Below are 25,549 nucleotides of genomic sequence, written 5' to 3'. Positions count from 1 at the left end.
TCAGTGCTCCGTCTCGGGTCGGCCGGTGAGGCGGCCGGTGAGGTGGTCGATCACCCGCTGGCTGAGCGTGCCGAGCGCGGCCACCTCGGCCGGGGTGAGCCGGTCGATCAGGTGCCGGCGGACGGCCGCCACGTGCCCGGGTGCGGCGGCCTCGACGGCTCGGCGTCCGGCCGGGGTGAGCACGACGACCGAGCCGCGGCCGTCGGTGGCGCACTCCTCCCGGGTGACCAGGCCGCGTTGCTGCATGCGGGAGATGTGGTGGGACAGGCGGCTGCGGGACCAGAGCATCCGGTCGGCGAGTTCGCTGAGCCGCAGCCGCTGCTCCGGGGTCTCGGACAGGTCGCTCAGGACGTCGTAGTCGGGCTCGGAGAGGCCGGCGTCCTGCATCAGCTCCCGGGCCAGTTCCAGGTCGAGCAGGCGGCGCATGCGGCGGTAGCCGCGCCAGGCGCGGTCCTCCTGCTCGTCCAGCCAGCGCGGTTCGTCCATGCGCCGATCGTACCGGTGTTGTTGACATGTCACCAAGTTGCGGCCTAGGTTGATGACATGTCAACCAAACTGCCGTCCCGGCTGGTACGGCTGTTCGCCGGCCTGGCCCTGTTCGGCGTCAGCGTCGCGCTGATGGTCCGCGCCGACCTCGGGCTCGCGTCCTGGGACGTGCTGCACCAGGGCCTCGCCGACCGCACCGGCCTGCCGATGGGCCTGCTGGTCAACGGCGTGGCGCTGCTGGTGCTGCTGCTGTGGATCCCGCTGCGGCAGCGGCCGGGCGTCGGCACCGTGGCGAACGTCGCGCTCGTCGGCCTGGCCCTCGACGCCACGCTGGCGCTCCTGCCGCCGGTCGCTCCGCTCGCCGGCCGGATCGGCCTGCTGGTCGCGGGCGTCCTGCTCAACGGCCTCGCCACCGCGCTCTACCTCGGCGCCCGTCTCGGCCCCGGCCCGCGGGACGGGCTGATGACCGGCCTGGCCGCCCGCGGCCTGCCGCTCGGCCCGGCCCGCACCGCGATCGAGGTGACGGTGCTGGCCGTCGGCTGGCTGCTCGGCGGCGCCGTCGGCCCCGGCACCCTGCTCTACGCGATCGGCATCGGGCCGATCGTCGCCTGGTTCGTTCCCCGGCTCACCGCCCCGGCCCCCGTCCCGACAGGAGTGACCTCGCCATGCCCCGCCTGACCGTCGTCGTCGCCAGCACCCGCCCCGGCCGGGTCGGCCGCCGCATCGGTGACTGGTTCACCGCCGCCGCCGTCCGCCACGCCGGCTTCGACGAGGTACGCCTCCTCGACCTGGCCGAGGTCGACCTGCCCTTCCACGACGAGCCGCACCACCCGTCCGAGCGGGTCTACCTGCACGAGCACACCCGGGCCTGGAGCGCCGAGATCGACGCCGCGGACGCCTTCGTCCTGGTCATGCCGGAGTACAACTACGGCTTCAGCGCGCCGCTGAAGAATGCGATCGACTACCTCTATTACGAGTGGCAGCACAAGCCGGTGGGCTTCGTCAGCTACGGCATGACCTCCGGGGGCCTGCGCGCGGTGCAGATGATCAAGCAGGTGGTGACCACGCTGAACATGACCCCGGTCAACGACCAGGTGGTCGTCTTCCTGCGGCAGGCGCTGGACGAGGCGGGCGAGCTGCGACCCGACCCCGGCCGGGAGGAGGCCGCCGCGCTCATGCTGGATCAGCTCGCCCGGCTGGCCGCCGCGCTCGCGCCGCTGCGAACCGAGGTGGCGCGGTGAGCGCGGTGAGCGCCCGGCTCTGGGAACTGTTCGGTGAGCGGGGGCGCGGAGTGCTCGTCACGCTGCGCCGGGACGGCCGCCCCCAGCTGTCCAACCTCGACTACCTGGCCGAGCCGGGCCTGATCCGCTGCTCCACCACCGGCGACCGGGCCAAGGTGCGCAACCTGCGCCGCGACCCCCGGGCGAGCTTCCACGTGACCACCGCCGACGGCGGGGCGTACGCGGTCGCCGAGGGCACCGTGACGCTCACCCCGCCCGCTGCGGCCACCGACGACGCGACCGTCGACGAGCTGGTCGAGGTGTACCGGCGGATCCGCGGCGAGCACCCGGACTGGACCGACTACCGGGCCGCCATGGTGGCCGACGGGCGGGTGGTCCTGCGGCTCGCGGTGGAGCGGGTGTACGGCTGGCGGCCCTGACCGGGCCGGTCCACCGCCGCGCCCGTACCGGGGGTGACTAGGGTCTGAGCATGGTCGCAATCTCGTACGAGGACATCGTCAAGGTCCCGAAGGCGCTGCTGCACGATCACCTCGACGGCGGCCTGCGGCCCGCGACGATCGTCGAGCTGGCCGCCGAGGTCGGCCACGAACTGCCCACCACCGACCCGGCGGCGCTCGGCGTCTGGTTCACCGAGGCGGCGAACTCCGGCTCGCTGGAGCGCTACCTGGAGACGTTCGCGCACACGGTGGCGGTCATGCAGACCCCTGCCGCGCTGCGCCGGGTGGCCCGCGAGTGCGCGCTGGACCTGGCCGCCGACGGCGTGGTCTACGCCGAGGTGCGGTTCGCGCCGGAGCAGCACCTGGAGCAGAACCTGACCCTGGACGAGGTGGTCGACGCGGTGGTCACCGGGTTCCGGGAGGGCAGCGCGCTGGCCGCCGAGGCGGGCACCCCGATCCGGATCGGCACGCTGCTCACCGCGATGCGGCACGCGGCCCGCTCGCAGGAGATCGCCGAGCTGGCCGTGCGGCACCGCGACACCGGGGTGGTCGGGTTCGACATCGCCGGCGCCGAGGCGGGCTTCCCGCCCACCCGGCACCTGGACGCGTTCGAGTACCTCCAGCGGGAGAACTTCCACTTCACCATCCACGCGGGTGAGGCGTTCGGCCTGCCGTCCATCTGGCAGGCGATCCAGTGGTGCGGCGCCGACCGGCTCGGCCACGGCGTCCGCATCGTCGACGACATCACGCCGGGCAACCCGCCGGTGCTGGGCCGGCTGGCCGCGTACGTGCGGGACAAGCGCATCCCGCTGGAGCTGTGCCCGTCGTCGAACGTGCAGACCGGCGCCGCGGCCTCGATCGCCGACCACCCGATCGGGCTGCTGCGTGACCTGCGGTTCCGGGTGACTGTGAACACCGACAACCGGCTGATGAGCGGCACCTCGATGTCGCGGGAGATGTCGTTGCTGGTGGAGGCCTTCGGCTACGGCTGGAAGGAACTCCAGTGGTTCACCATCAACGCGATGAAGAGCGCGTTCATCCCGTTCGACGAGCGGCTGCGGATCATCGACGAGGTGATCAAGCCGGCGTACGCCGAGCTGATCGGCTGATCACGACTGGCGGGGGTGGCCGGAGAGCAGTGCGGCCACCCCGCGCAGCACCTGCCCGGCCCGGGCGGCCTCGGCGCCCAGCCCGGTCTGCCGGCGCAGCACGGCCGGCTCGGCGCGCAGCAGCGCGACCCCGCGCCGGAGCAGCACCCGGGGCGCCTTGCGCTGCTCGGCGAGATCCCGGGCGAGGCGGCGCAGGAACGTCGCGCCGCGCGGGCGGCGCAGCGCGTACGCACCGGCGAGCAGGCCCAGTCGCCGGCACTCGGCCACGATCTCGGCCGCGAAGATCCCCTCGGCGACGAAGATTGGCGATCCGTCGACATCGAATGGCCGGGTGGCTACTCGACGGTCTGCGCCGATCGCATAAACCGGCACTTCGGCCTTGCCCTCACGAGCCAGTCGGGCGATTGTTTGCACCGCCGTGTCCGAATCCCAGGACAAGGGGGACTCCCAGTCCACCTGTCCGTTTCGACGCGGACACGTAGGGTCATCGCCGTCCTTGTAGAAGTCGTCCAGGCAGAGCACCGGAAGTCCGGTTCGCTGGGCTATGTATGACTTTCCGGACCCGGAGGGGCCGGCGAGCAGGACGACGCGGTGCGGGTGTTCCATTACCTTCAGTGACTCCGGCCAGACGGATTGCTATCAAATTGCATCAACATCTCATCACACCTCCGGTGAGGGACAACCTGGGCTTTCTCTTTGCGGAGCGGCGTGATGGAATCTCGGAGGTCCGACCCGCCGGGTCGGTCGCTCGGCGTTGCCCTCAGGGTGGCGCGGGGTGCGGTAATGCGAGGGCGGTGACGTGAGCAAACGGCCAACGACGGCGGGCTCCTTCCTGTCGCGGCTGCGCCGGCCGATGAGTCGGCTGCGCGATATGCCGATCTGGTCCAAGCTCGGTCTGATCATGATCGTGCCGACCATCGCCACGGTCGTGGTGGGCACCAGTGGTCTGGTCGACCACCTGGAGACGCTCAACAATGCCAACCGGGCGGGGGATCTGGCCAACCTGATCGGCTACTCGGGTGACCTGGTCGACACCGTGCAGGACGAGCGGGTCGGCGCCGTGCTCTTCCTCGGCGCGAAGGAGTTCCAGACCCGGGCGCAGTACCAGGAGGGTTACAACCGCGCCAACCAGCGGGTGGACCAGGCGAAGTCGCCGTACCTGCGGCAGCGTGGCGAGATCGACGACCTGCCCCGCAACTTCGTCGGGCTGCTCGACACGATCGACACCCAGCTGAAGGACCTTCCGGCGACCCGCAGCCAGGTGCTGAACGGCAAGCTGAAGATCAACGACGCCGACCAGGCGTACCGGCAGCTGATCGAGGACCTGCTCGCGATCCGCGACTCGGCCACCCAGCTCGCCGGCAACAACGACCTGAGCGACCGGATGCGCGCGGCGGCCGCCGTCGCCCGGCAGAAGGAATACCTGACCCAGCGCCGGGTCGTCGTCCACCAGGCGCTGACCCAGAACCAGTACACCGCCGCGCTGCGCGAGCAGTTCATCGCCAGCGGCACCGGCCAGTCGCAGTCGCTGGCGACCTTCCAGTCGGTCGCCACCGAGCCCGACAAGCTGTTCTACGAGCAGACCGTCTCCGGGCCCGACCTGCGCAAGGCCGACCGCTTCACGAGTTTCGTCTCGGGCAACAACAACGGCTCGATGGAGAACGCCCCGTTCGGGGCGGACCAGTGGGACCAGACCATGGTCGCCAACGCCAAGCTGATCCGGACCGTGGAGGCCCGGCTCGACGGCAACGTGGTCCGGCAGGCCGACGCGCTGCGCTCGGACACCCAGCGCCAGGTGTTCCTGGAGACCGGCCTGCTGCTCACCATGCTGCTGCTGGCCATCCTGTTCGCGTACCTGGTGGCCCGCTCGATGGCCCGGTCGCTGCGCGACCTGCGCCAGGGCGCCCTGGCGGTGGCCCAGTACGGGCTGCCACAGGCGGTCGCCCGTCTGCGCGACCCGCAGGTCACCGGCCAGCTCTCCCCTGTGCAACTGGCAAACCAGATCGCCGAGCCGCTGCCGGTGCGCAGCAAGGACGAGTTCGGCCAGGTGACCGAGGCGTTCAACGCCGTCCACCTGGAGGCCGTCCGGACCGCCGCCGAGCAGGCCGCCCTGAGGGCCTCGGTTGCGACCATGTTCGTCAACCTGGCCCGCCGCTCGCAGATCCTGGTCGACCGGCTGATCGGCCACCTCGACCGCCTGGAGCGCGGCGAGGAGGACCCGGACCGGCTGGCCGAGCTGTTCCAGCTCGACCACCTGGCCACCCGGATGCGCCGCAACGACGAGAACCTGCTGGTCCTCGCCGGTGCGGACTCCACCCGTGTGCAGCGCGAGCCCGCCGCACTGATCGACGTGCTGCGCGCCGCCCAGTCCGAGGTCGAGCACTACACCCGGATCGAGTTCGGCGTGATCGACCGGGACATCGAGGTCGCCGCCCACGCGGTCAACGACCTGGTGCACCTGGTCGCCGAGCTGTTCGACAACGCCACCGCCTTCTCCCCGCCGGACTCGCAGGTCATGGTGGAGGCCCGGCGGGTCGGCGACCGCGCCTCCCTCTACGTGGAGGACCGCGGCATCGGCATCAGCCCGGACCAGCTCCGCGACCTCAACGAGCGGCTGGCCACGCCGCCGCAGGTGGACGTCGCGGTCTCCCGGATGATGGGCCTGGTCGTGGTCGCGCGGCTGGCCGCCCGGCACGGCGTCCGGGTCGAGCTGCGGCCGGGTGCAGACCGGGGCACCGTCGCCGACGTGACGCTGCCGACCTCGGTCCTGGTGCCGCGCGCCCTGGCCGGCCGTGGCCTGCCCGGACCGGCCCTGCCGGCCGCGGGCCCGCAGCAGAACGGCCCGGCACCGGCCTTCGGCGCCCTGGCCGCCTTCGGCAACAACAACCCGCCGAGCCTGCCGCCGGCGCCCCACCCGGGCTCCTCGGGCAACCAGGTCACGCTCGGCGGACGCGCCTTCGACCCGGCGCCGCGCAACGGCTCGGGCACCCCGGCGAACGCCGGTGGCGGCCGTGCCATGCCGGCCTGGTCCGACCTGACCGGCGCCAGCCCGTCCGGCGGCGACGGCGGATTCGGCGGCCGGCCCAACGGCCAGTCGACGGACCCGCTGCCGCAGCGGCGCAACCCGGCCGACGGCGACCCGGGCAGCACCGGCCAGCAGCCGGCGATCCCGCGCCAGCTGCCGAGCAGCCCGGAGGCGCGGCCCTACAGCCCGCCGCCGGTCTCCGCGCCGCCGGTCCCGCCGGTGTCGGCCCCGCCGCTGCCCCCGGTCTCCGGCGCGCCGGTCTCCGGCAACCCGCTGCCGTACCGCCCGGTCTCGGCCGCGCCGGTCTCCGGCGACCCGTTCTCGGGCCGCCCGGTCTCCGCGGCGCCGGTCTCCGGCGACCCGCTGCCGTACCGTCCGGTCTCGGCCGCGCCGGTCTCCGGGCACCCCGCGCCGGTGTCCGGGCAGCCCGCCGCCGGATACCCGGCCTCCGCGCCGCCGGCGAACCAGCCGCAGGCACGTCCGATGCCCGCACCGGGTGTCAGCGCCCCGCCGGTCTGGCCGCCGGTCGCGCCGACCCCGGCTCCGGCGGCGCCGGAACGGCCCACCAGTGGCATGGACATGACCACCGAGCTGCCCCGGGTGCCGCGCACGGAGATTCCGGCCACCCCGCAGCAGGCGGCCGGCCAGCCGTCCGCCGCTCCGGCCGCGAGCCGGCCGGCCGAGGCCCCGGCGGCGAACCGCCCGGCGGCACCGGTGGCACGCCCGGCCGCGCCGCAGCAGCAGGGCAACCGTCAGCGGTACGCGGACGAGACGATGGAGCTGCCGATCTTCCGGGAGCTGGAGTCGGCGTGGTTCCGCACCCGCCGGCCCGGACCCAACGAGGAGTCGGCGGCACCGGCCGCGACGACGAACGGCGGCGCCGCCACCCAGCAGTTCGCCAAGGTGGACACGGCCGGCCGGCCCGTGCCGCAGAAGACACCCGCAACGACAGGTAACACGCCGATGGCACACACTCCGACGGCCGGCGGAGCACCGCGTGACAACGGCGCGGCGAACGGGAACACCCGTCCCGCGCACACCGGCGGGTTGCCCACCCGGCAGCCGACCGCGTCGCCGCAGTCCTCCTCCCCGTGGCAGACGGCGGCCGACGACGGCTGGCGTGCCGCCTCGGCGGCCACCGAGGTCCCGGTTGCGGAGACCACCCAGAAGGGCCTGCCGAAGCGGACGCCGATGGCGCAGCTCGTGCCCGGCAGCATCGAGAAGCCTTCCGCGTCGGTGCAGCGGCGTACTCCGGAGGGTGTTCGGGGCCTGCTCTCGGCCTACCATCGGGGCGTACAGCGCGGGCGTAACACCGACAGCAACACGACCGGCCCGGAGGGCACTCCGGGCGGGCAGCAGTCCTCGCAGTCTGGCTCAGGCCCGGTGGCCGGGAGCGGGCAGAAGGAGCAACAAGGATGACTACTACGCAGGATCTCGGATGGCTGCTCGCCAACTTCGCCGACCGGGTGCCCGGTGTGGCGCACGCGGTCGCGGTCTCGGCCGACGGCCTGCTTCTCGCCTCGTCCCGTGACCTTCCGCGGGACCGCGCCGACCAGCTCGCCGCGATCGCGTCCGGTCTGGTCAGCCTGACCCAGGGCGCGGCCCGCTGCTTCGAGGGCGGAGCGGTGTTGCAGACAGTCGTCGAGATGGACAACGGTTTCCTGTTCCTGATGTCCATCTCCGACGGCTCGTCGTTCGCGGTGCTGGCGGCGCGGAGCTGCGACGTGGGTCAGGTCGGGTACGAGATGGCCCTGCTCGTGGACCGGGTGGGCGATGCCCTGACGCCGCAGCCGCGTACGGCTGTGGGGATGATGGGCTGAATGACGCGCTGGCCGGTGGGTCAGGTGCGGGAACAACTACGACAGCGACGGATGCCACCGGGGCGAGCCGGTGCCGGGTACGAGGGAGGTGAGCGGCGAAATGGCGGATCGTGACGAGCCGACCGGAGCGTTGGTCCGGCCGTACGCCGTTACCCGCGGCCGTACCCGTCCCCGGCTCGACATCGCCCTGGAGGCACTCGTCGAGACGACGGTGCGCGGCCGAGCGGTTGCCACTGGCAATGGTGGCGGCCACGGTCGTGAACACCAGTACATCGCCGCGTTGTGTGACGGACGTGTGCAGTCGCTCGCCGAGATCGCGGCGCGGATGCAGCTTCCGCTCGGCGTGGCCCGGGTGCTCATCGCCGACATGGCGACGGACGGCCTGGTCGCGGTCCACGAGCCGACCATCTTGGACGACTCCGACGACGCGGTGGGCACTGAACTGCTGGAGAGGGTGCTGAGTGGACTTCGCAGGCTCTGACATGTCGCACCGGCCGCCGGCCCCGAGCGGCCGAGTGACGTCGGCGAAGATCGTTATCGCCGGTGGGTTCGGCGTCGGCAAGACGACGCTGGTCGGCTCGGTCTCCGAGATCACGCCGCTGACCACCGAGGCGATCATGACCTCCGCCGGTGTCGGCGTCGACGACACCCGGCAGGTGCCGGGTAAGACGACGACCACGGTGGCGATGGACTTCGGTCGTATCTCGATCGACCGGGATCTGATCCTGTACCTGTTCGGTACTCCGGGTCAGACGCGGTTCTGGTTCATGTGGGACGAGTTGGTCCGGGGTGCGATCGGCGCGGTGGTGCTGGTCGACACCCGCCGGCTCGCCGACTGCTTCGCCGCGATCGACTTCTTCGAGCACCGGCGGTTGCCGTACCTGATCGCCATCAACTGCTTCGACGGCATGCAGTACCACGATCCGCAGGACGTCCGGGACGCGCTGGCGATCTCCCGCGACGTGCCGGTGGTGCCGTGCGACGCCCGGAACCGGGAGTCCACGAAGCACGTGCTGATCTCGCTGGTCGAGTACGTGCTCACCATGCGGCGCTCGCGGGCCGTCGCGCCCGCCTGACCGACGCGCGGAAGCGCCCGGCGGCCTCAGGGCCACCGGGCGCTTCCTGCCGTCTGGGGGCGGACACGGTACGCGATCACCCGGTGACCCTCCAGGCGGGACGGTCACCGGGCGACGGGTGAGGTCAGGCGTACCGGGTCCAGTTGCCCCGGAACACCTGGTACACGGCGAGCGAGTCGGGCTCCATGCCGCCGTGCCGGTCGGCGCGGAACGCGTATCCGCCGGCGATGCCCTCGACGGTCTGCGCCTGGAGGAGCGCCCGCAGCCGGCCCCGGTCCAGGCTCGTCGCCATCCGCGCCGACGTGGCGAGGAGCTGGAGCGCGTCCGAGGCGTACGGGGCGAAGTCCGGGCTGACGCCGTGCCGCTGCGTGTAGCGGTTGACGAAGTCCCGGCGGGCCAGCTGGGCCGTCGTGGTGGCGGTGGCGGCGGAGACGTCCAGGCAGGCCGGGTGTACCGCGTACGCGCCCTCCACGGCGGCGGCGTTCGCGCCCTGCACGGTGTCGTCGGCGACCGCGCCGGCGTCGAAGAAGATCGGGCCGCGGTGGCCGGCGGCGCGCAGTTCCCGTGCCGCGACACCGGAGTCGGGTGCGGTAGCCCAGACCACCACGCCGTCCCGCTGGCTGCCGGCGACGCGCTCGGCGGCGGTACGGAAGCGCCGGCCGGTCGCCGGAAGGCGTACCGTGCGGGCCAGGTCGGTGCTGCTGTCGGCGAGCGCCTCCCGCATCGCCCGCACACCCGAGTCGCCGTGCATCCCGTCGGCGGCGAGCACCGACACCCGCCGGATCTTCTTGGACTCGAACAGCTCCACCAGGCGACGTGCCATGTCGACGGCGTCCGGGGTGAGCTTGTAGGTGAACGTGCGCTCGTCCAGCGGCAGCGCGATGCGTTCACCGTAGCCGAGCGACAGGAAGGGTGTCTTGACCCGCTGGGCGGCCGCCGCGAGGGCCACCGAGGTCTCGCCGAGCACGCCGCCGATCAGCGCCTGGGCGCCGGCCCGGGTGAACTCGGCGGCGTGGCGGGCGGCGACCTCGGGATTGCTGCCGTTGTCCAGGATCTGGAGCCGGACCGACCGGACCAGGTTCCCGACCGGCAGGCCGGTGCGGTTGAGCGAGTCGGCGGTGAGCTGAAGGGCCTGCCGCTGGGCGACGCCGAGCAGCGACCCGGCGCCGGTCAGTTCCAGGCTCGCGCCGACGATCAGGTCCTGGTCGCTCGGCGCGCTGCTGGACGGGCCGTCGTCCGGCCGCTGGCCCTGCGGCGCGCACCCGGCGAGCAGCAGGCTCCCGGCAGCGGCGGCGAGGACGCCCCGCCGGGTGAGCACAGTGGAGTCGAACGCCGGTGTCGCCAATGGAATCGCCTTCCCACCCCGGCGAACAGGCGCCGCCGCTGGTCCGCCGGGTATGTTCCCGGCCGGTCCAGCCCAGCGTCAAATCGTCCCGGTGTGGGATGGAACACCCCGGCGGGCCCGGTCAGGAGCGGTAGCCCGCCGAGCGGTACTCGTACTCCCGGTCGTCGTCGCGGTCGCCGGTGTCGCGGGTGAAGTCCCAGCCACCGGCCGCCTCACGGCCCGGACGGCCGCCCACGGCGAAGCCGCCGATCTCCTGGCCGCGCCGCCAGCCCCGGAAGTATCCGGTGGTGTTCTCGGCGAGGCTCGCCGCGTTCCGGACGATCCGCAGAGGACGCTCCTCGCGCAGCGGGGAGCCCGGGACCAGGTTGGCCTGCGGCACGCGCTTCGGCAGCCCGGCCTTGGTCTCCGCGCCGACGGCCGGACGGGCCGCCTGCTCGGCCGCCTGCCAGCCGGTGTCGGCGGTGGTCGACCACTCCAGGTCGGCCTCGTCGCCGTGGCCGACGAACCAGGCGGACTTGGCCTGCGCGAAGATCAGCAGGTCGCCGTCACCCTCGTCGGAGACCGGCGGCGGCCGGTGCTCCTTCGGGGCGGGACGCCGCTCGGGCGCGGCGGGCAGCGGTACGCGGCTCGGGTCGCCCTGGTCGACGAGACGCAGCGGGGGCGTCTCCAGGCCGGGGTCGGCCGGCCGGCCCATCTCGTCGCGCAGCGCGCGGTCGGCGAGCGGCGGCGGCTCCACCAGCCGCAGCATCGGCGGCTCCTGCGGCAGGTCGTCGGCGAGCCACGGCGGCGTGACCCGGCCCGGGTCGCTCGGCGCGTCCACGCCCCGCCCGTACGGGTAGGTGGTGCCCTCCCGCTCCCGGGCGGTGTCGTCCTCGGTGTTCACCAGCGGCCAGTTCGCCCGGGAGCCCGGCGGCGCCTCCGGCGCGGGCGGGCGCGGGGCCGGCACCGGGATGCTCAGGTCGGTGGCGCTGAATCCACCGGTGGGCGGTTCCTGGTGCGGGTTCTGGTTGGTCTTCGGCCGGGGCGGGATGACTGTGCGCTGCCGCTCGGCCCGCGCCTTGTTGATGGCCGCGGTGGTGAGCGTCGGGCGGAACGGCTCGCCGGCCTCGGCCGGCGGCACGGCGCCGCGCGGGGACGGGGCGATCGGCGTGATCCCGGGTGGCGGCGGAGGCGGCGCGGAGACCGGCCGGTTGGTGGGGCCGTCCACCCGCGACGGCAGCGGCGCACCGGTCGGCTCGGGCCGCGCCGGGGGAGCCGAGGACGGCCGGCCCAGTGCTGCTGCCGGAGCGACGGGCGTGACCGGCGCCGGGGCGACCGGCGGCGGCGTGACGGGCGCCGGCGCGACGGGTGGCGGGCCGAGCGGCCGGGGCGTCGTCGTGGCGGCCGGACCGGACACCGGCTCCGGACGGCTGCGCCGCCCGCCGGGGAGCGGCTCGGGACGACCGCGACGGCCGGCCGGCTCGGGTGCCCCGGCCGGCTCGGGACGACCGCGGTGGGGCTCGGCGATCGGGTCCGGCTGGATGGAGCGCACCGGACGGAGGTCGGCCGCGGGCGTCGAGGCCAGCTCGTCGACCTGCTCGCCCCGTCGGGCGGCGGCCCGGCGGCCGGTCGCGGGAGTGGGAGCGGTGCGTTCGGCGAGCGCGCCGACGAGCGCGTCGCAGCCGGCGTCACAGGTCCGGACGGAGGCGACGGCCTGGCGTACGGTCTCGGCGACGGCCGCGGTGAGCGTGCGGTTGACGGTGGCCCGCCGGGGCGTCTCGGAGATGGCGACACGCAGCGCGGTCACCGCGTCGGAGACGGCGTCGGCGTCGGCCACGCCCTCGCCGGCCAGCTGCGCGACGACCGCGTCGGCGGCCAGCGCGCCGTCCCGGCCACCACGGCCCGCGGGGCCGGTGAGCATCCCCGGCTCGGGCAGCGCGTCGAGGACCGCCAGGGCGACCCGGTCGGCAGGATCCGGGTAGGCCCGCAGCGCGGCCGGGTAGAGCTCGCGGAGCACCTCGCGCAGTGTCACGGCGGCGGAGTGACGGCCACTCGCCAGCGCCGCGTGCGCGGCCAGGACCTGCGTGTATCCGGCGAGTTCGCGCGGCGCCGGGAGGGTCACCGCGGAGAGCGCGCCGGCCTGGAGCGCACGGGCCAGCCCGACCGCCCGGCGCTCGGCGGGCGGGGACTGCATCTCCTCCAGGGAGTCGTCGTCGGCGAAGCGCTCGGCGAAGTCGTCGACCGAGTCGTCGTCCGCGATCGCCAGCGGGCGGCCGGCGGCGCTCAGCAGCGAGGTGACGATGTGGTCGTCGCTGTCCGCGGCGATGGCCGCGCCGCTCGGACCGCCGGACCGTTCCACCAGCAGCGCGACCAGCCGGGCGTAACCGGCGGGATCGTCACCGATCTCGCAGACGTGCAGCAGACGGCCTGCGTCGTCGACCACAGCGGACGTCAGCGTCGTTCCGGCCGAAGCCGTTCGGTCGGCCGGATCTGCCGAGGCCAGACCGCAGTACACGCGCACGAGCGCCACGGCGTCGTCCTCCTCCCGGGACACAGGTCTTGCTCTGCCAGAGACTGATGCTCCCCGCTCCGGGTCAGTCGCGCCAGTCCACAACCGCAGAGATCTTGCCGACAATGGTGCGCCAACCCAAACTTGCGGTTTGTGCCCCGATTTTCTTCAGCCGCCGACGACCCAGGAAACCACCGACGCCACCGTTGACGGAAGCGCGCAGCGCCTCGTCCAGGTCGTCCAGGCTGGAGCCCGCCGAGAGCATGTCCAGCACGGCGGGTAGCCGCAGGGCGTACGCCAGGTCACGGGCGATCTCACCGGCTTCGATGAGCAGCTCGTGGTCCCACGCGTCGTGGCCGCCGCGCAGGTTCTCCACCACCAGGTCGAGCTCGTACGTGTCCTCGTCCAGCGGGGCGATGTCGGCCGGCTCCAGCCGTTCGGACAGTTCATTCCAACTGTCCAGCTGGGACAGGTCGTTGGGCGCGCCGGAACGGATGAAAGTGACCAATGACTCCGGCGTCTTGAACAGCAGGAGCCGGCCCTTGTGGGTGAGGAAGACCGGCACCTCCTCGTCGCCCGCCTCGTCCTCGTCCTCGTCGTCCTCGGCGTCGTCCTCGTCGGCCTCGGCCTTCTCGTCGTCCGAGGCGTCGGCCTTGCCCTTGCGGCGGGACTTGGCGTCCTTCTCCTCGTCCTCGTCGTCCTCCTCGGCGGAGAGGGCGGCGAACTCCTCGTCGAGGATCACCACCTCCTCGTCCTCCTCGGTCTCGACGACCTGACGGCGGGCCAGGAACGGGTCGTCCTGGTCGCGCTCGGCGACGTCGGTCGGGGTCAGCTCGCGCGCCTGCCGGTACGCCCGCAGCGTGAAGCCGGTGCCGGCGGGCAGGGCGATCTCCACCGGGTCGATCCGCACCTCGTCCCAGAGCGCGCGGTCGGCCGGCGGGCGGTCCTCCTCGACCTCGTCGGCCGCGGCGGCGGCGTCGGTGTCGTCGAGCTCGGGCTCGTCGGCGTCGGGCCGTTGGGGCGACTGGCGGGCCACGCTGACCTCCGTGTGCGTTCGGGTTGCCCACCCGACGGCGTCGCGCCGCCGAGTGACTCTGCGCACATACCCTAGTGGGCGACGGTTCCGACCGGGAGTCGCACCCCTTGGCGTCGCGGCGGCGCGACAAGTAGCGTTGCTACGCATGAAGGCGCAGGCGCTGCACGGACACCTGGACGCGCTGCTGCTCGCCGTGCTGGAACGGGGCGCGCTGCACGGCTACGCGATCATCGAGGCGTTGCGTGCCCGCAGCGGCGGCACGCTGGATCTGCCCACCGGCACCATCTATCCGGCTCTGCGCCGGCTGGAGCGGGCCGGGCTGGTGGCGAGCACCTGGAGCACTGTGAACGGCCGGGAGCGCCGCACCTACGAGCTGACCGATGCCGGCGGCCGGGCGCTGGCCGGGGAGCGGGCCGGCTGGCGCGAGTTCAGCGCCACCGTCGGACGGTTCCTCGGCGCGGACGAGCCACCCACCGCACCGGCCTGACCGCGGCGGCAGCCCGGCCCGCCGAGCGGGCAGCCGGGGACGCCCGAGCAAGGCCGAGGGGCGGCCGCTCAGCCGGCCAGCCGGCGGTCGGCGAGCACCCAGCAGCGGGCCGCCCGGGCCAGCGCGAACCAGGCCGCCGAGACCACCACCATCCCGATGACCAGGGGCGGCCAGGTGAGCGCGGCGTCCCACAGCCCGATCGACCAGCCGAACAGCGCGCCCCCGGCGACCGCGCCGAGCAGCAGGCTGCCGGTCAGACCGAAACCGATCAGCCGTGCCGGGCGGACGAGCCGCGGTGAACCCCACCGGGCGACCAGCGGACCGACCAGCAGCGCGACCAGCGCCAGCGCGGCGACCACGCCCCAGATGCCGTTCAGCGCGGCGGAGAGCAGCAGGTAGCTCTGTGGCGGGGGCGGACCGTCGCTCCAGCTCGACCCCTGCCAGGTCAGGTCACCGGCGGCGATGAGCACCACCGCCACCACGAGCGTGCGCAGCGCCAGCCCGCGCAGCGCGCCGACCGCCAGCTCGGCCTGGAAACCCGGCACGAGCTGGGCGTCGCTGCCGAACTCGGCGACCGCCCGCCGCTGCGCCTCCGCGCGCGGCAGGCCCCCTTCCCGGTACGCCTCGACGGCGTCCTCCAGCGCGTGCCGCGCCTCGGTCAGCAGGTCGGCCTTGAGCCGGTTCGGCCCGTGCAACCGCGTGGACAACTCGTGCAGCCGGCGGTCGACCACTGCCTCCTCATGCACCCGCATGCGGGTAAGCCTGCCACCGGCGGGCGACACCCGCGTCAGGGAAAACCCCGATCGGCCGGGCGTCAGGGCGTGATCGCCAGGTAGCCGCGCTCGGCCGCCTCCTGGCGCAGCCACTGCTCCCGGTACCAGCCGGGGCGCGCCACCAGCTCGTCGTGCCGGCCGCACTGCACCATCCGGCCGCCTTCGAGCACCACGATCTCGTCGAACCCGGCGAGACCGCTGAGCCGGTGGCTGATCAGCAGCACCGAGTGCCCGGCCGGGGTGGCGGCGAGCGTGGAGTCCAGCACCGCGTCGGCGGCCGCCGGGTCGAGCCCCTCGGTCGGCTCGTCGAGCACCAGCACCGGTGGGGCGGCCAGCAGCGCCCGGGCCAGCGCGAGCCGCTGCCGCTGCCCGCCGGAGAGCTGCCCGCCCTGCTCGCCGACCACCGTGTCCCAGCCGTCTGGCTGTTCGCGTACCCAGTCGAGCAGGCCGGCCGCCCGGGTCGCGGCGACCAGGTCCGCCTCGGTGGCGTCCGGCCGGCCGAGGAGCAGGTTCTCCTTGACCGTGGCGTGGAAGACGTACGCCTCGGCGAGCAGGCCGCCGACCACCCGGGGCAGGTGCTCGGCCGGGATCTCGGACACCGGCACGCCGCCGGCGGTGACGCGGCCGGTGTCGGGGCGTACCGCGCCGGTGAGCACCGCGGCGAGCGTGCTCTTGCCGGCGCCGCTCGGCCCGACCACCGCCACCCGCCGGCCGGCCGGCAGGTCGAGGTCGAACCCGGCCAGGGCGGGGGCGGCGCCGGCCCGGTAGCGGACCGTCACGTCGGCGAACCGCACGTCGTGGCCGTCGACAGTGGGCTCCGGCGTGTCCGGTGGGGTCGCCGGGCCGGGCTCGGTGAGCAGGTCGGCGACCCGGGCCAGCCCGGCCCGCAGCTGGGTGCGCTGGCGGGCCGCAGCGACGAGCGCGAGCGCCACCTCCACGGCGGCGAGTGAGCCGACCGCGAGGACGCCGACCAGCACGCCGCCGACCTCGGCGCGCAGCGCCACGACCACCACGGCGGCGGCGGTGAGACCAGCCACGAGGACGCCGAGCGCGTCCACCGCGAAGCCGGTCGCGGCGAGCCTTCGTTCCAGCCGGGCCAGTCGTCCGGCCCGCTCGTCGGCGGCGGCGAGCGCGGCGCCTGTCGCCCCGAACGCGGCCAGGTCGGCGGCGCCGTGGGTGAGGTCGACCGCGTCCACGGCGAGCGCGCCCCGCAGCGGGGCCACCTCGTCGGCGGCGCGGCGGGTGATCCGGGCGGCGAGCGCGGGGAGCGCCACGCCCGCCACGAGCAGGCCGAGCGCGAGCACACCGGCGGCCGCTGGCGAGATCAGCGCGGCGACGCCGACCGCGAGCACGCTGACCAGCGCCGCCGCCGCACCCGGTACGAGGACGCGCAGGAGCAGATCCTGGGCCGCCTCCACGTCGGAGACCAGGCGGCTCAGCGCGTCCCCGGTACGGCGGCCGGTCTCCCGGCGGGCGGCGAGCGTGGCGAAGACGCGCGCCCGCACGTCGGTGATCATGCGGAGGACGGCGTCGTGCCCGGCGAGCCGTTCGGTGTACCGGAACACGCCCCGGCTGACCGCCAGTGCCCGGACCGCGACGATCGCCACCGTCAGCCGGTCCAGCGGCGGACGGCCGGCGGCGCTCATCAGCAGCCAGGTGGCGGTGGCCATCAGCGCCAAGCCGGCGAACTCGGTGGCGGCGGCGAGCAGCCCGGCGCCGAGCAGCCGGCTCAGGTAGGGCCGGGCCAGGCGCAGCACCGCACGTTCCGCGCCGGGCCGGGCGGGCGCGGGCGGTTCCGGCGAGCCGGAGGGCGGCACCGGAACCCCCGTCGGCCCGGCCGGCTCGCGGCCCACAGGCGTCACGCCGTCGGCGGCGGTCACCCGGTCACCACCGGGCGGGTGGGGGAGACGGGGATCATCGCGGCACCGCCGGTCCGGTGGCGGTCGGGTGCAGTTCGGTGACCCGGCCGTCCTCGACGCGCAGGATCCGGTCGGCGTCGGCGAGCAGCGCGGGCCGGTGCGCGACGAGCAGCGCGGTACGTCCGGCGACCAGCCGCCGGGTCGCGTCCAGCACGACCGCCTCGCTGGCGCTGTCCAGCCGCGCTGTCGGCTCGTCGAGCAGCACGATCGGCGCGTCCCGCAGGAACGCACGAGCCAGGGCGACACGCTGCCGCTGACCGCTGGACAGGCCGTGACCGCGCTCGCCCAGGCGGGTGTCCAGCCCGTCGGGCAGGGCGCCTACCACCTCGTCGAGCGCGGCGCCGGTGACCGCCGCGGCGAGCGCGGCGTCAGGGGTCTCCGGTGCGCCCAGGCGGATGTTGTCGGCGAGCGACCCGGCGAACAGGTGCGCCCGCTGCGGCACCCAGGCCAGCTCGCGCCGCCAGGCGTCGAGGTCGACCCCGGCCAGGTCCACCCCGTCGACCGTGACCCGGCCCGAGGTCGGTGCGACGAAGCCGAGCAGCAGGTTGAGCAGCGTGCTCTTGCCCGCGCCGCTGGGCCCGATGATCGCCACCCGGTCGCCGGGCCGGACGGTCAGCGTGACGTCGCGCAGCGCTGTGGTCCGGTCGTACGCGACCGTTACGCCCTCGAAGCGGATCTCACCACGGCCGCGCGGCGCCGGACGGCGCGGCTCGGCGGTGGCGGGCGCGTCGGTGGCGGAGAGTGTGAGCGCCTCGTCCAGCGCGGTGAGTCCTTCCATGCTGGCGTGGAACCGGCTGCCCGCGGCCCGCAGCGGCAGGTACGCCTCCGGGGTGAGCAGCAGCACCAGCAGCGCGGTGGAGAGCGTGAGGCCGCCGCCGAGCAGCCGGATGCCGACCGGCACCGCGACCAGCGCGACGGAGAGTGTGGCGACCAGTTCCAGCACCAGCGCGGACAGGAACGCGATCCGCAGCGTCTTCATGGTGGCCTGGCGGTGGCCGTCGGCCATCCGGCGTACCACGTCGACCTGCCCCCGGGACCGGCCGAACGCGCGCAGCGTGGGCAGCCCGGCCACCATGTCGAGGAAGTGCCCGCCGAGCAGCGACAGGCGCCGCCACTGCCGTTCGGTGGCGGCCTGCGCCTGCCAGCCGAGCAGCGCGCCGAAGATCGGGATGAGCGGGATGGTGAGCGCGATGATCAGCGCTGAGCTCCAGTCGGCGAACACGATCCGGGCCAGCACCGCCACCGGCACCGTGACGCTCAGCACGAGCTGCGGCAGGTAGCCGGTGAAGTAAGGGTCGAGCGCGTCCAGGCCGCGCCCGGCCAGCGTGGCGAGCTGCCCGGCCCGCTGTCCGGCGACCCAGGTGGGGCCGTGCCGGCCGACCGCGCCGAGCAGGTCGGCGCGCAGCGCCGCCTTCACCGTGGCGGCGGCCCGCGCCGCCACAGTGCCCTGCGCCCAGCTCACCAGCGCCCGCCCGGCGACAGCGGCCACGAACCCGGCGAGCGCCGGCCGGTGCAGCCGCCCGTCGAATGCCGTCGCCAGCAGTGTCGCCAGCGCGGTGGCCTGGGCGATCACCAGCAGCGCGGTGAGCCCGCCCAGCACCGCGAGCACGGCGAGGTCGCGCCGGGCCGCGGGGACCCGACGCAGCAGACGCGGGTCGAACGGGCGGCGGTTCACCAGTACACCGGTGCCCTGCCGTCGATCCGTCCCCGGAAAACCCACCAGCACATCGCCTGAAAGCCTAGTAGGGCCGGCAGGAGCGGTAACGCGAGCCATCCCAACAGCGCCAGCGTCGGGCGGCCGGCGGCCGCCTCGGCCACCGTCAGCGACGCCGCCGGGTCGGCAGTGGAGACCAGGATCCGGGGCCAGAGCGCGGCCCCGATCAGCGGCGCCGGAAGCGCCAGCGCCGTCGCGGTCGCCGCGAAGGCCACCCCGGCCCGGCCCCGCCGCAGCGCCGCGCGGGCCGCCAGCAGCGCCGCCACGAGCGCCAACGGCAGGAGTACGGCGACAGCCGGGCGTGCCACAGCGGCGCGTACCCGATCGGAGAGCACACCCAGAACGGTGGCCGCGCCGACCGCGACGAGTGCGGCGGGCACCAGGCCGCTCGCCAGCCGGGCGAGCGCCGGGGCCTCGGCGGCGGGCAGCCGGAGCGTGAGGAACGTCGCACCGTGCACCGCCACCAGCGCGAGCAGCGCCAGCCCGGCGGCGGCGACGAACGGGGTGGCGAGATGACCGACACCGACCACGTGGCCGTCGGCGCTCAACGGCACGCCCTGGAGCAGCCCGGCGAGCACCGCGCCCCAGCCCAGCGCGGCGAGCAGGCAGCCGACCACCACCACCCGGTCCCAGCGGGCGCGGGCGGCGGCGGAGGCCGGGCGGCTGCGCAACTGCACCCCGGCGGTCACCAGCACCACCCCCGCCAGCGCGGCGAGCACGGCCGGGTAGAAGCCGGAGAGCAGTTCGCCCTCCAGCCGGGGGAACGCGCCGAACAGGACGCCGACGGCGGCGACCAGCCAGACCTCGTTGCCGAGGAAGAACGGCCCGAGCGCGGTGAGCGTGGCCCGGCTTCCCGGTGCCGGGCCACGTCGGGCCAGCAGCAGGCCGACGCCGTAGTCGTAGCCGCCGAGCACGAGGTAGGTGGCGAAGAAGAGGCCGAGCAGGGCGTACCAGGCGAGTTCCACGGCGGGCTCCCTCAGACGAACACGGGCTGGTGGTGGGCGTCGCTGTCGGGCGCGGGCGGGCGGCCGAGCGCGGGGTCCTGCGCTCCACGGGCCGCGTGCCGGGCCAGCAGCGTCCAGTTGGCCACCGCGAGCGCGCCGAGCAGCAGGCTGAACCCGATCAGCGAGGTGAGCATCAGCCCCGGTGAGACCGGCGAGACGGCCTGCGCGGTGGGCAGCAGCCCGTACGCGGCCCAGGGCTGGCGGCCGACCTCGCGGGCGATCCAGCCGAGCAGCATCGCCACGAAGGGCAGCGGCAGGCCGAGCAGGATCAGCCAGAGCGGCGCCTTCAACCTGATGATCCAGTCGCGCCAGAGCAGCGGCAGCAGGAGCCAGAGCGCGCCGAGCGTGAAGCCGATCAGGATCATGAAGCCGAGGCCGACGTTGGAGAGCACAGGTGGTTCCCAGTCGCCCGGGCCGAAGCGCGCGGTCCAGTCGGCGACGAGCGCGTCCCGCTCCGGCCCGCCGCCGAACTTGGTCGGCTGGAGCTGCCCGACCGGGCCGAACTGGGCGAAGCCGAAACCCTGGAGCATGCTGACCGCCAGGGCCGCGGTGACCAGGCCGAGCCGCAGCGAGGTGCGGAACAGCGCGTAGTCGGGGGTACGCCGCAGCAGGTGCCAGGCGCTCACCGCGGCCATCAGCAGCCCGCCGGTGACCAGGCTCGCCGAGATCACGTGACCGAACGCCATGCCGAACGTCGGGTTGGTGAGCAGCGCGCCGAAGTCGGTGAGGTGGGCGACGCCGTCGCGGACCTCGTACCCGACCGGGTTCTGCAGCCAGGCGTTCGCCACCATGATCCAGAAGGCCGAGGCGTACGCGGTGATCGCCACGCCCCAGAGCAGCGCCAGGTGCACGCCGCGCCGCAGCCGGTGCCATCCGAAGATCCACATGCCGAGGAACGTGGACTCCAGGAAGAACGCCACCAGCGTCTCGATGGCCAGCGGCGCGCCGAAGACGTTCCCGACGTAGCGCGACAGCCCGCTCCAGTTCAGGCCGAACTGGAACTCCATGACGATGCCGGTGGCGATGCCGAGCACGTAGTTGATCACGTAGAGCTGGCCCCAGAACCGGGTCAGCCGCTCGTACACCGGCTTGCCGGTCAGGTAGCCGGCCGTCTGCAACCCGACCAGGAGCGTGACCAGGCCGAGCGTGACCGCCACGAACAGGAAGTGGATCGAGGTGGTGGTGGCGAACTGGAGGCGGGCGAGGAGCAGCGGGTCCACTGTCGTCCTCCCATGGGTTGGCTCTCTTGTCGTAGTCAACCTACACGTAGCCTCGCTACCTATAGGGGCGCGCGAACCCGGAGAAGTCCCGTAGGGGGTGACGTCAGCTCAGGAACAGGGCGAACGGCAGGGAGACGAGCGTGCCCGCGACAGCCAGCGCCATCGCGCCGAGCACCCGCGGCGGGCGGTCCGCGACGAGCAGCCGCTGCACGCGTACGTCGAGGTCGCGGTCGCCGAGTCCGAGCGTGCCGGCCGGCTGGACCCGGTGCTCGGCGGCGGCGAACCGGCGCAGCGCACCGGCTAGCGGCGCGTCCGCGTGCAGCTCCCGGGCCTTGTCGTCGGCACGCATCTCGACCAGCAGCGCCACCCGCGCGTGCGCGTCCCGCACCCACCGGAACCAGGGCAGCGCCCGGCACAGCGCGGTGAACGGCAGCAGCACCAGGTCGTGCCGCTCCTGCGCGTGCGCCCGCTCGTGGGTGAGCACCGCCGCCAGCTCGGCCGGGTCGAGCAGGTCGAGCGTGCCCGCGCTCACCACCACCCGGGGACGCACCCCGGGCAGGCAGTACGCCGCCGCGCTCGGGTGGTCGAGCACCAGCGCGCCGGGCACCGTCGGGTCACGCCGGGCCACCAGGTGCAGCAGCTCCCGGTGCCGGCGCTGCGCGCGGACCGCGCCGTGCAGGCTGCGGACCGTCGTGGTGAGCAGCACCGCGCCGATGCCGAGACCGACGCCGACCAGGCTGAGGTGCACCGCGCCCACACCGGCCGGCAGCGTGCCGTGGGCCAGGTCGTCGGCCAGCGCCAGCAGCGCGTGCCCGGTCGCCCGGTCGTACGCGTCGAGCCCCAGCGCCATCGGCAGCCCCATGGCGGACAGGCCGAGCGCCAGCCCGACCGCCTGCCAGCAGATGATCGCCACCCGGGGTGCCCGCCAGGTCCAGCGCGCGGCGGCGAGGACCTGCGCGGTCAGCCAGCAGGCCAGGATGATCGCGGCGAAGTGCAGGGCGTACGCCACGGCAGCCGCCCTACCGGTCCGTCGCCTCGTCGAGCGCCGGCCGGCCGGGCCGGGGGTTCTCGACCCGGCCGGCCGGTCCGTCCTCGACAGTCGCCCCGGCCTCGGCGCCGAGCGCGGCCCCGGCCTCGGCGCCGAGCGCGGCGCGGAGCACGTCCGCCTCCGTGCCGGTCACCGAGCGGGCGAAGCGCACGAGCGCGGCGTCCCGGCTGCCGCCGAGGTCGAGGGCTTCGAGCATGAGCTGGGCGATGTGCGCCTCGCGGGTGGCGGCCGGACGGTAACGCCAGGCGCGGCCCTCCCGCTCGCGCTGCACCATGCCCTTGCCGGCGAGCCGGTCGAGCACGGTCATCACAGTGGTGTAGGCGAGTTCCCGGCCGTCCAGGGCGTCGGCGACCTCGCGCACGGTCACCCCGTCCGACGAGGCGGGCGCCGCGTCCCACAGCACGTCCATCACCGCACGCTCAAGGTCCCCCAGCCGAGTCACCCGTCAATCCTACCCCCGGTAGTAGATCCCTTCCGTCGCCCCGGTCCCCGTTCCCCGCTCCCGAAGATCAACACCAGCTCGGGGAGGTGGCGCCGTCCCGGGCTGGTCGATGTGACCACTTCGCGGAGCTGGTGTTGATCTTGCTGGCTTCGGGCGGCATTGGGGCCCTATTCAGGCCACTCCGGGGTCTGGTGTTGATCCTGCTGATCCGGGCGGGCACCGCGGGCAAGATCCACGCCAGTTCGGGAAGGTGGCGCTGTCCCGGGTGGGTTGATGCAGCCACCTCGCCGTGCTGGTGCTGATCTTGAAGTCCGGGGTGGGGGTGCGTGGACAAGATCCACGCTGGTTCGGGGAGGTGGCGGTATCTGGGGCGGGTGGATGCGGCCACTTCGCGGAGCTGGGGTTGATCTTGCTGGCCGAGGGTGCAGGTTGGAGCAAGGTCGGCACCGGCTCGGGGAGGTGGTGTTGTCCGGGGGTGGCTGATGTGGCCACTTCGGGGGAATAGCGCCGATCTTGGCGGGGGCACCGGGTGAGATCGACACCGGCTCGGGGAGATGGGTGGAAGGGGAAGTGGCGGCAACCCGGCTGGGGGTGTGCCGCCACTTCGGGCCGGACTTGGGCTGCGCCGGTCAGACGCCCTTCGGGTGCCAGACCGTCTTGGTCTCCAGCAGCGTGGTCATCCGGGTGATGCCGGGATCGGCGTACCAGTCGTGGTCGGCCGGGGCCGGCCGGAGCACCCGCTTGAGGTTCTCCGCGGCCTTGATCTCCAGGTCGGCCGCCAGCTCGGCGTCGGCGACGCCGGTCAGGTCGATCGCGTTGACGTCCATGTGCGCGGCGAGCGTCGGCACGGTCTCGGTCAGCCGGCCGGTGAGGATGTTGACCACCCCGCCGGGCAGGTCGGAGGTGGCGAGCACCTCGGCCAGCGTCACCGCCGCCAGCGGCGCCGCCGGGGAGGCGGCCACCACCACCGTGTTGCCGGTGACGATCGCCGGGGCGATCACGCTCACCAGGCCGAGCAGCGCGGGCTCCTCGGGTGCCACCACCGCCACCACGCCGGTGGGCTCCGGCGCGGACAGGTTGAAGTACGGGCCGGCCACCGGATTCGCCCCGCCGTACACCTGGGCCAGCTTGTCGGACCAACCGGCGTACCAGACCCAGCGGTCGATCGCCGCGTCCACCTCGTCGGCCGGGACGCCCAGGGCGACGAACTGCTCGCGCCGGCCCTCCAGCATCTCGGCGACCCGGTAGAGGATCTGACCCCGGTTGTACGCGGTCGCCCCGGCCCAGCCCTTCACCGCGGCGCGGGCGGCGACTACCGCGTCCCGCGCGTCCTTCCGGGAGGCAAGAGACACGTTCGCGGATTGCACGAGATACGACCGTCCCGACTCGCTGCGCGGGAACTTCCCGCCGATGAAGAGCTTGTACGTCTTGCGTACCGCGACCCGCTCAGACATTGAGGTACCCCTCCAGCCCGTGCCGGCCGCCCTCGCGACCGTAGCCCGACTCCTTGTAGCCGCCGAACGGCGACGTCGGGTCGAACTTGTTGAACGTGTTGGCCCACACCACGCCCGCGCGCAGCCGGTCGGCCAGCCACAGGATCCGGGAACCCTTGTCGGTCCAGATCCCGGCCGACAGCCCGTACGGCGTGTTGTTGGCCTTCTCGACGGCCTCCGCCGGGGTGCGGAACGTCAGCACGGACAGCACCGGGCCGAAGATCTCCTCGCGGGCGATCCGATGGGCCTGGGTGACGCCGGTGAAGATGGTCGGCGCGAACCAGAAGCCGCGCTCGGGCAGCTCGCACGGCGGCGACCAGCGCTCCGCGCCCTCGGCGGACCCGGCGTCGGACAGCTCCCGGATGCGGGCCAGCTGCTCGGCCGAGTTGATCGCGCCGATGTCGGTGTTCTTGTCCAGCGGGTCGCCGACCCGGAGCTGGGCCATCCGGCGCTTCAGCGACTCCAGCACCCGGTCGGCGACCGACTCCTGCACCAGCAGCCGGGAGCCGGCGCAGCAGACGTGGCCCTGGTTGAAGAAGATGCCGTTGACGATGCCCTCGACGGCCTGGTCGATCGGGGCGTCGTCGAAGACGATGTTGGCGGCCTTGCCGCCCAGCTCCAGCGTGAGCTTCTTGCGGGTGCCGGCGACCGAGCGGGCGATGGCGCGGCCGACCTCGGTGGAGCCGGTGAACGCCACCTTGTCCACGCCCGGGTGCTCGACCAGCGCCCGGCCGGTGTCGCCGGCGCCGGTGACGATGTTCACCACGCCGGCCGGCAGGTCGGCCTGCTGGCAGATCTCGGCGAATAGCAGCGCGGTCAGCGGGGTGGTCTCGGCCGGCTTGAGCACCACCGTGTTGCCTGCGGCCAGCGCCGGGGCGATCTTCCACGCCAGCATGAGCAGCGGGAAGTTCCACGGGATGACCTGGGCCGCCACGCCCAGCGGCTTCGGGTCGGAACCGAAACCCGCGTGCGGAAGCTTGTCCGCCCAGCCCGCGTAGTAGAAGAAGTGCGCGGCGACGAGCGGTAGGTCGACGTCGCGGGACTCCTTGATCGGCTTGCCGTTGTCCAGCGACTCCAGCACCGCCAGCTCACGCGAGCGCTCCTGAATGAGCCGAGCGATCCGGAACAGGTACTTGGCCCGGTCGCGGCCCGGCATCGGACCCCATACCTTCTCGTACGCGCTCCGGGCGGCGCGGACCGCGCGGTCCACGTCGTCGGCGCCCGCCTCGGCGATCTCGGCCAGCACCTCCTCGGAGGCCGGGTTCACCGACTTGAAGCTGCCGCCGGAGGCCGGGTCGACGAACGCGCCGTCGACGAAGAGCCCGTACGAGGGCTTGATGTCCACCACCGAGCGGGACTCGGGGGCGGGTGCGTATTCGAACATCG

The 25,549-nt window shown here is 74.0% G+C and carries 23 protein-coding genes; 9 read left to right on the top strand and 14 right to left on the bottom strand.

Features of this window, described 5'->3' with window-relative positions:
* Positions 1-486, bottom strand: a complete 486-nt coding sequence (locus tag FB455_RS19285; RefSeq protein WP_091330225.1) for a MarR family winged helix-turn-helix transcriptional regulator — start codon at positions 484-486, stop codon at positions 1-3.
* 57 nt (positions 487-543) lie between these two features.
* On the opposite strand from FB455_RS19285, the gene yczE reads away from it, so the two are divergent.
* The 4 genes from yczE to FB455_RS19265 are packed head-to-tail and all read left to right on the top strand — an operon-like array spanning position 544 to position 3,273.
* On the top strand, positions 544-1,164 hold the full coding sequence (gene yczE, locus FB455_RS19280) for a membrane protein YczE (RefSeq protein WP_013283986.1): 621 nt from the start codon (positions 544-546) through the stop codon (positions 1,162-1,164).
* Positions 1,152-1,727, top strand: coding sequence for an NADPH-dependent FMN reductase (locus FB455_RS19275; protein WP_013473967.1), 576 nt, complete (start codon positions 1,152-1,154; stop codon positions 1,725-1,727). Before yczE ends, FB455_RS19275 begins: the two co-directional genes overlap by 13 nt.
* Complete coding sequence (locus FB455_RS19270; RefSeq protein WP_145754432.1) at positions 1,724-2,146, top strand: PPOX class F420-dependent oxidoreductase; 423 nt, start codon at positions 1,724-1,726, stop codon at positions 2,144-2,146. The genes FB455_RS19275 and FB455_RS19270 overlap by 4 nt, the downstream gene beginning before the upstream one ends.
* Positions 2,147-2,196: 50 nt before the next feature.
* A complete protein-coding gene (locus FB455_RS19265; RefSeq protein WP_013283989.1) occupies positions 2,197-3,273 on the top strand; it encodes an adenosine deaminase in 1,077 nt (358 codons plus the stop codon).
* On the opposite strand, the gene FB455_RS34825 is transcribed toward FB455_RS19265, so the two are convergent.
* On the bottom strand, positions 3,274-3,645 hold the full coding sequence (locus FB455_RS34825; RefSeq protein ID WP_232236649.1) for a hypothetical protein: 372 nt from the start codon (positions 3,643-3,645) through the stop codon (positions 3,274-3,276). It abuts the gene before it with no gap.
* A 427-nt stretch (positions 3,646-4,072) separates the two neighbouring features.
* On the opposite strand from FB455_RS34825, the gene FB455_RS19255 reads away from it, so the two are divergent.
* The 4 genes from FB455_RS19255 to FB455_RS19240 all read left to right on the top strand — a co-directional run bounded on the left by FB455_RS19255 (position 4,073) and on the right by FB455_RS19240 (position 9,194).
* Complete coding sequence (locus FB455_RS19255; RefSeq protein ID WP_071096850.1) at positions 4,073-7,717, top strand: sensor histidine kinase; 3,645 nt, start codon at positions 4,073-4,075, stop codon at positions 7,715-7,717.
* Entirely contained in the window at positions 7,714-8,118 is a 405-nt protein-coding gene (locus tag FB455_RS19250; RefSeq protein ID WP_013283992.1) for a roadblock/LC7 domain-containing protein, read from the top strand. Before FB455_RS19255 ends, FB455_RS19250 begins: the two co-directional genes overlap by 4 nt.
* A 100-nt stretch (positions 8,119-8,218) precedes the next feature.
* Complete coding sequence (locus FB455_RS19245; protein ID WP_013473970.1) at positions 8,219-8,599, top strand: DUF742 domain-containing protein; 381 nt, start codon at positions 8,219-8,221, stop codon at positions 8,597-8,599.
* 1 nt (position 8,600) lies between these two features.
* On the top strand, positions 8,601-9,194 hold the full coding sequence (locus FB455_RS19240) for a GTP-binding protein (RefSeq protein WP_013283994.1): 594 nt from the start codon (positions 8,601-8,603) through the stop codon (positions 9,192-9,194).
* Between the two features lie 124 nt (positions 9,195-9,318).
* Here FB455_RS19240 and FB455_RS19235 read toward each other — a convergent pair whose 3' ends face one another.
* The 3 genes from FB455_RS19235 to FB455_RS19225 all read right to left on the bottom strand — a co-directional run bounded on the left by FB455_RS19235 (position 9,319) and on the right by FB455_RS19225 (position 14,063).
* Positions 9,319-10,539, bottom strand: a complete 1,221-nt coding sequence (locus tag FB455_RS19235) for an ABC transporter substrate-binding protein (protein WP_145754429.1) — start codon at positions 10,537-10,539, stop codon at positions 9,319-9,321.
* Positions 10,540-10,660: 121 nt separating this feature from the next.
* Positions 10,661-13,072, bottom strand: coding sequence for a transposase (locus FB455_RS19230; protein ID WP_145754426.1), 2,412 nt, complete (start codon positions 13,070-13,072; stop codon positions 10,661-10,663).
* Between the two features lie 40 nt (positions 13,073-13,112).
* Positions 13,113-14,063, bottom strand: coding sequence for a hypothetical protein (locus FB455_RS19225; protein WP_013283997.1), 951 nt, complete (start codon positions 14,061-14,063; stop codon positions 13,113-13,115).
* 145 nt (positions 14,064-14,208) lie between these two features.
* Here FB455_RS19225 and FB455_RS19220 point away from each other — a divergent pair, with 145 nt between their 5' ends.
* Positions 14,209-14,550, top strand: coding sequence for a PadR family transcriptional regulator (locus FB455_RS19220; RefSeq protein WP_013473973.1), 342 nt, complete (start codon positions 14,209-14,211; stop codon positions 14,548-14,550).
* A 68-nt stretch (positions 14,551-14,618) separates the two neighbouring features.
* Here FB455_RS19220 and FB455_RS19215 read toward each other — a convergent pair whose 3' ends face one another.
* From FB455_RS19215 to FB455_RS19175, 9 genes are all read right to left on the bottom strand, one after another.
* Positions 14,619-15,302, bottom strand: a complete 684-nt coding sequence (locus FB455_RS19215) for a permease prefix domain 1-containing protein (RefSeq protein ID WP_013283999.1) — start codon at positions 15,300-15,302, stop codon at positions 14,619-14,621.
* 62 nt (positions 15,303-15,364) lie between these two features.
* Positions 15,365-17,203, bottom strand: coding sequence for a thiol reductant ABC exporter subunit CydC (cydC, locus tag FB455_RS19210; protein WP_145754423.1), 1,839 nt, complete (start codon positions 17,201-17,203; stop codon positions 15,365-15,367).
* A 34-nt stretch (positions 17,204-17,237) separates the two neighbouring features.
* Positions 17,238-18,917, bottom strand: coding sequence for a thiol reductant ABC exporter subunit CydD (gene cydD / locus FB455_RS19205; RefSeq protein WP_145754420.1), 1,680 nt, complete (start codon positions 18,915-18,917; stop codon positions 17,238-17,240).
* A complete protein-coding gene (locus tag FB455_RS19200) occupies positions 18,914-19,921 on the bottom strand; it encodes a cytochrome d ubiquinol oxidase subunit II (protein ID WP_145754417.1) in 1,008 nt (335 codons plus the stop codon). Before FB455_RS19200 ends, cydD begins: the two co-directional genes overlap by 4 nt.
* 11 nt (positions 19,922-19,932) lie before the next feature.
* Positions 19,933-21,180 (bottom strand): cytochrome ubiquinol oxidase subunit I, encoded by a 1,248-nt coding sequence (locus FB455_RS19195; RefSeq protein ID WP_145754415.1) that lies wholly within the window; start codon positions 21,178-21,180, stop codon positions 19,933-19,935.
* A gap of 103 nt (positions 21,181-21,283) precedes the next feature.
* Positions 21,284-22,189 carry a M56 family metallopeptidase gene (locus tag FB455_RS19190; RefSeq protein WP_013473979.1) on the bottom strand — a complete coding sequence of 302 codons (906 nt, stop codon included), beginning with the start codon at positions 22,187-22,189 and terminating at the stop codon, positions 21,284-21,286.
* A 10-nt stretch (positions 22,190-22,199) separates the two neighbouring features.
* Entirely contained in the window at positions 22,200-22,670 is a 471-nt protein-coding gene (locus FB455_RS19185; RefSeq protein WP_013473980.1) for a BlaI/MecI/CopY family transcriptional regulator, read from the bottom strand.
* 629 nt (positions 22,671-23,299) lie between these two features.
* Positions 23,300-24,124 carry an aldehyde dehydrogenase family protein gene (locus tag FB455_RS19180; protein ID WP_047893660.1) on the bottom strand — a complete coding sequence of 275 codons (825 nt, stop codon included), beginning with the start codon at positions 24,122-24,124 and terminating at the stop codon, positions 23,300-23,302.
* The gene (locus FB455_RS19175) at positions 24,117-25,547 is read right to left on the bottom strand and encodes an aldehyde dehydrogenase family protein (RefSeq protein WP_145754411.1); all 1,431 of its coding nucleotides are present in this window, start codon (positions 25,545-25,547) and stop codon (positions 24,117-24,119) included. The genes FB455_RS19180 and FB455_RS19175 overlap by 8 nt, the downstream gene beginning before the upstream one ends.
* Positions 25,548-25,549: the final 2 nt, after the last annotated feature.

It is taken from the genome of Micromonospora sp. CNZ296 (assembly GCF_007827635.1).
This window is presented reverse-complemented; position numbering and strand designations above follow the sequence as displayed.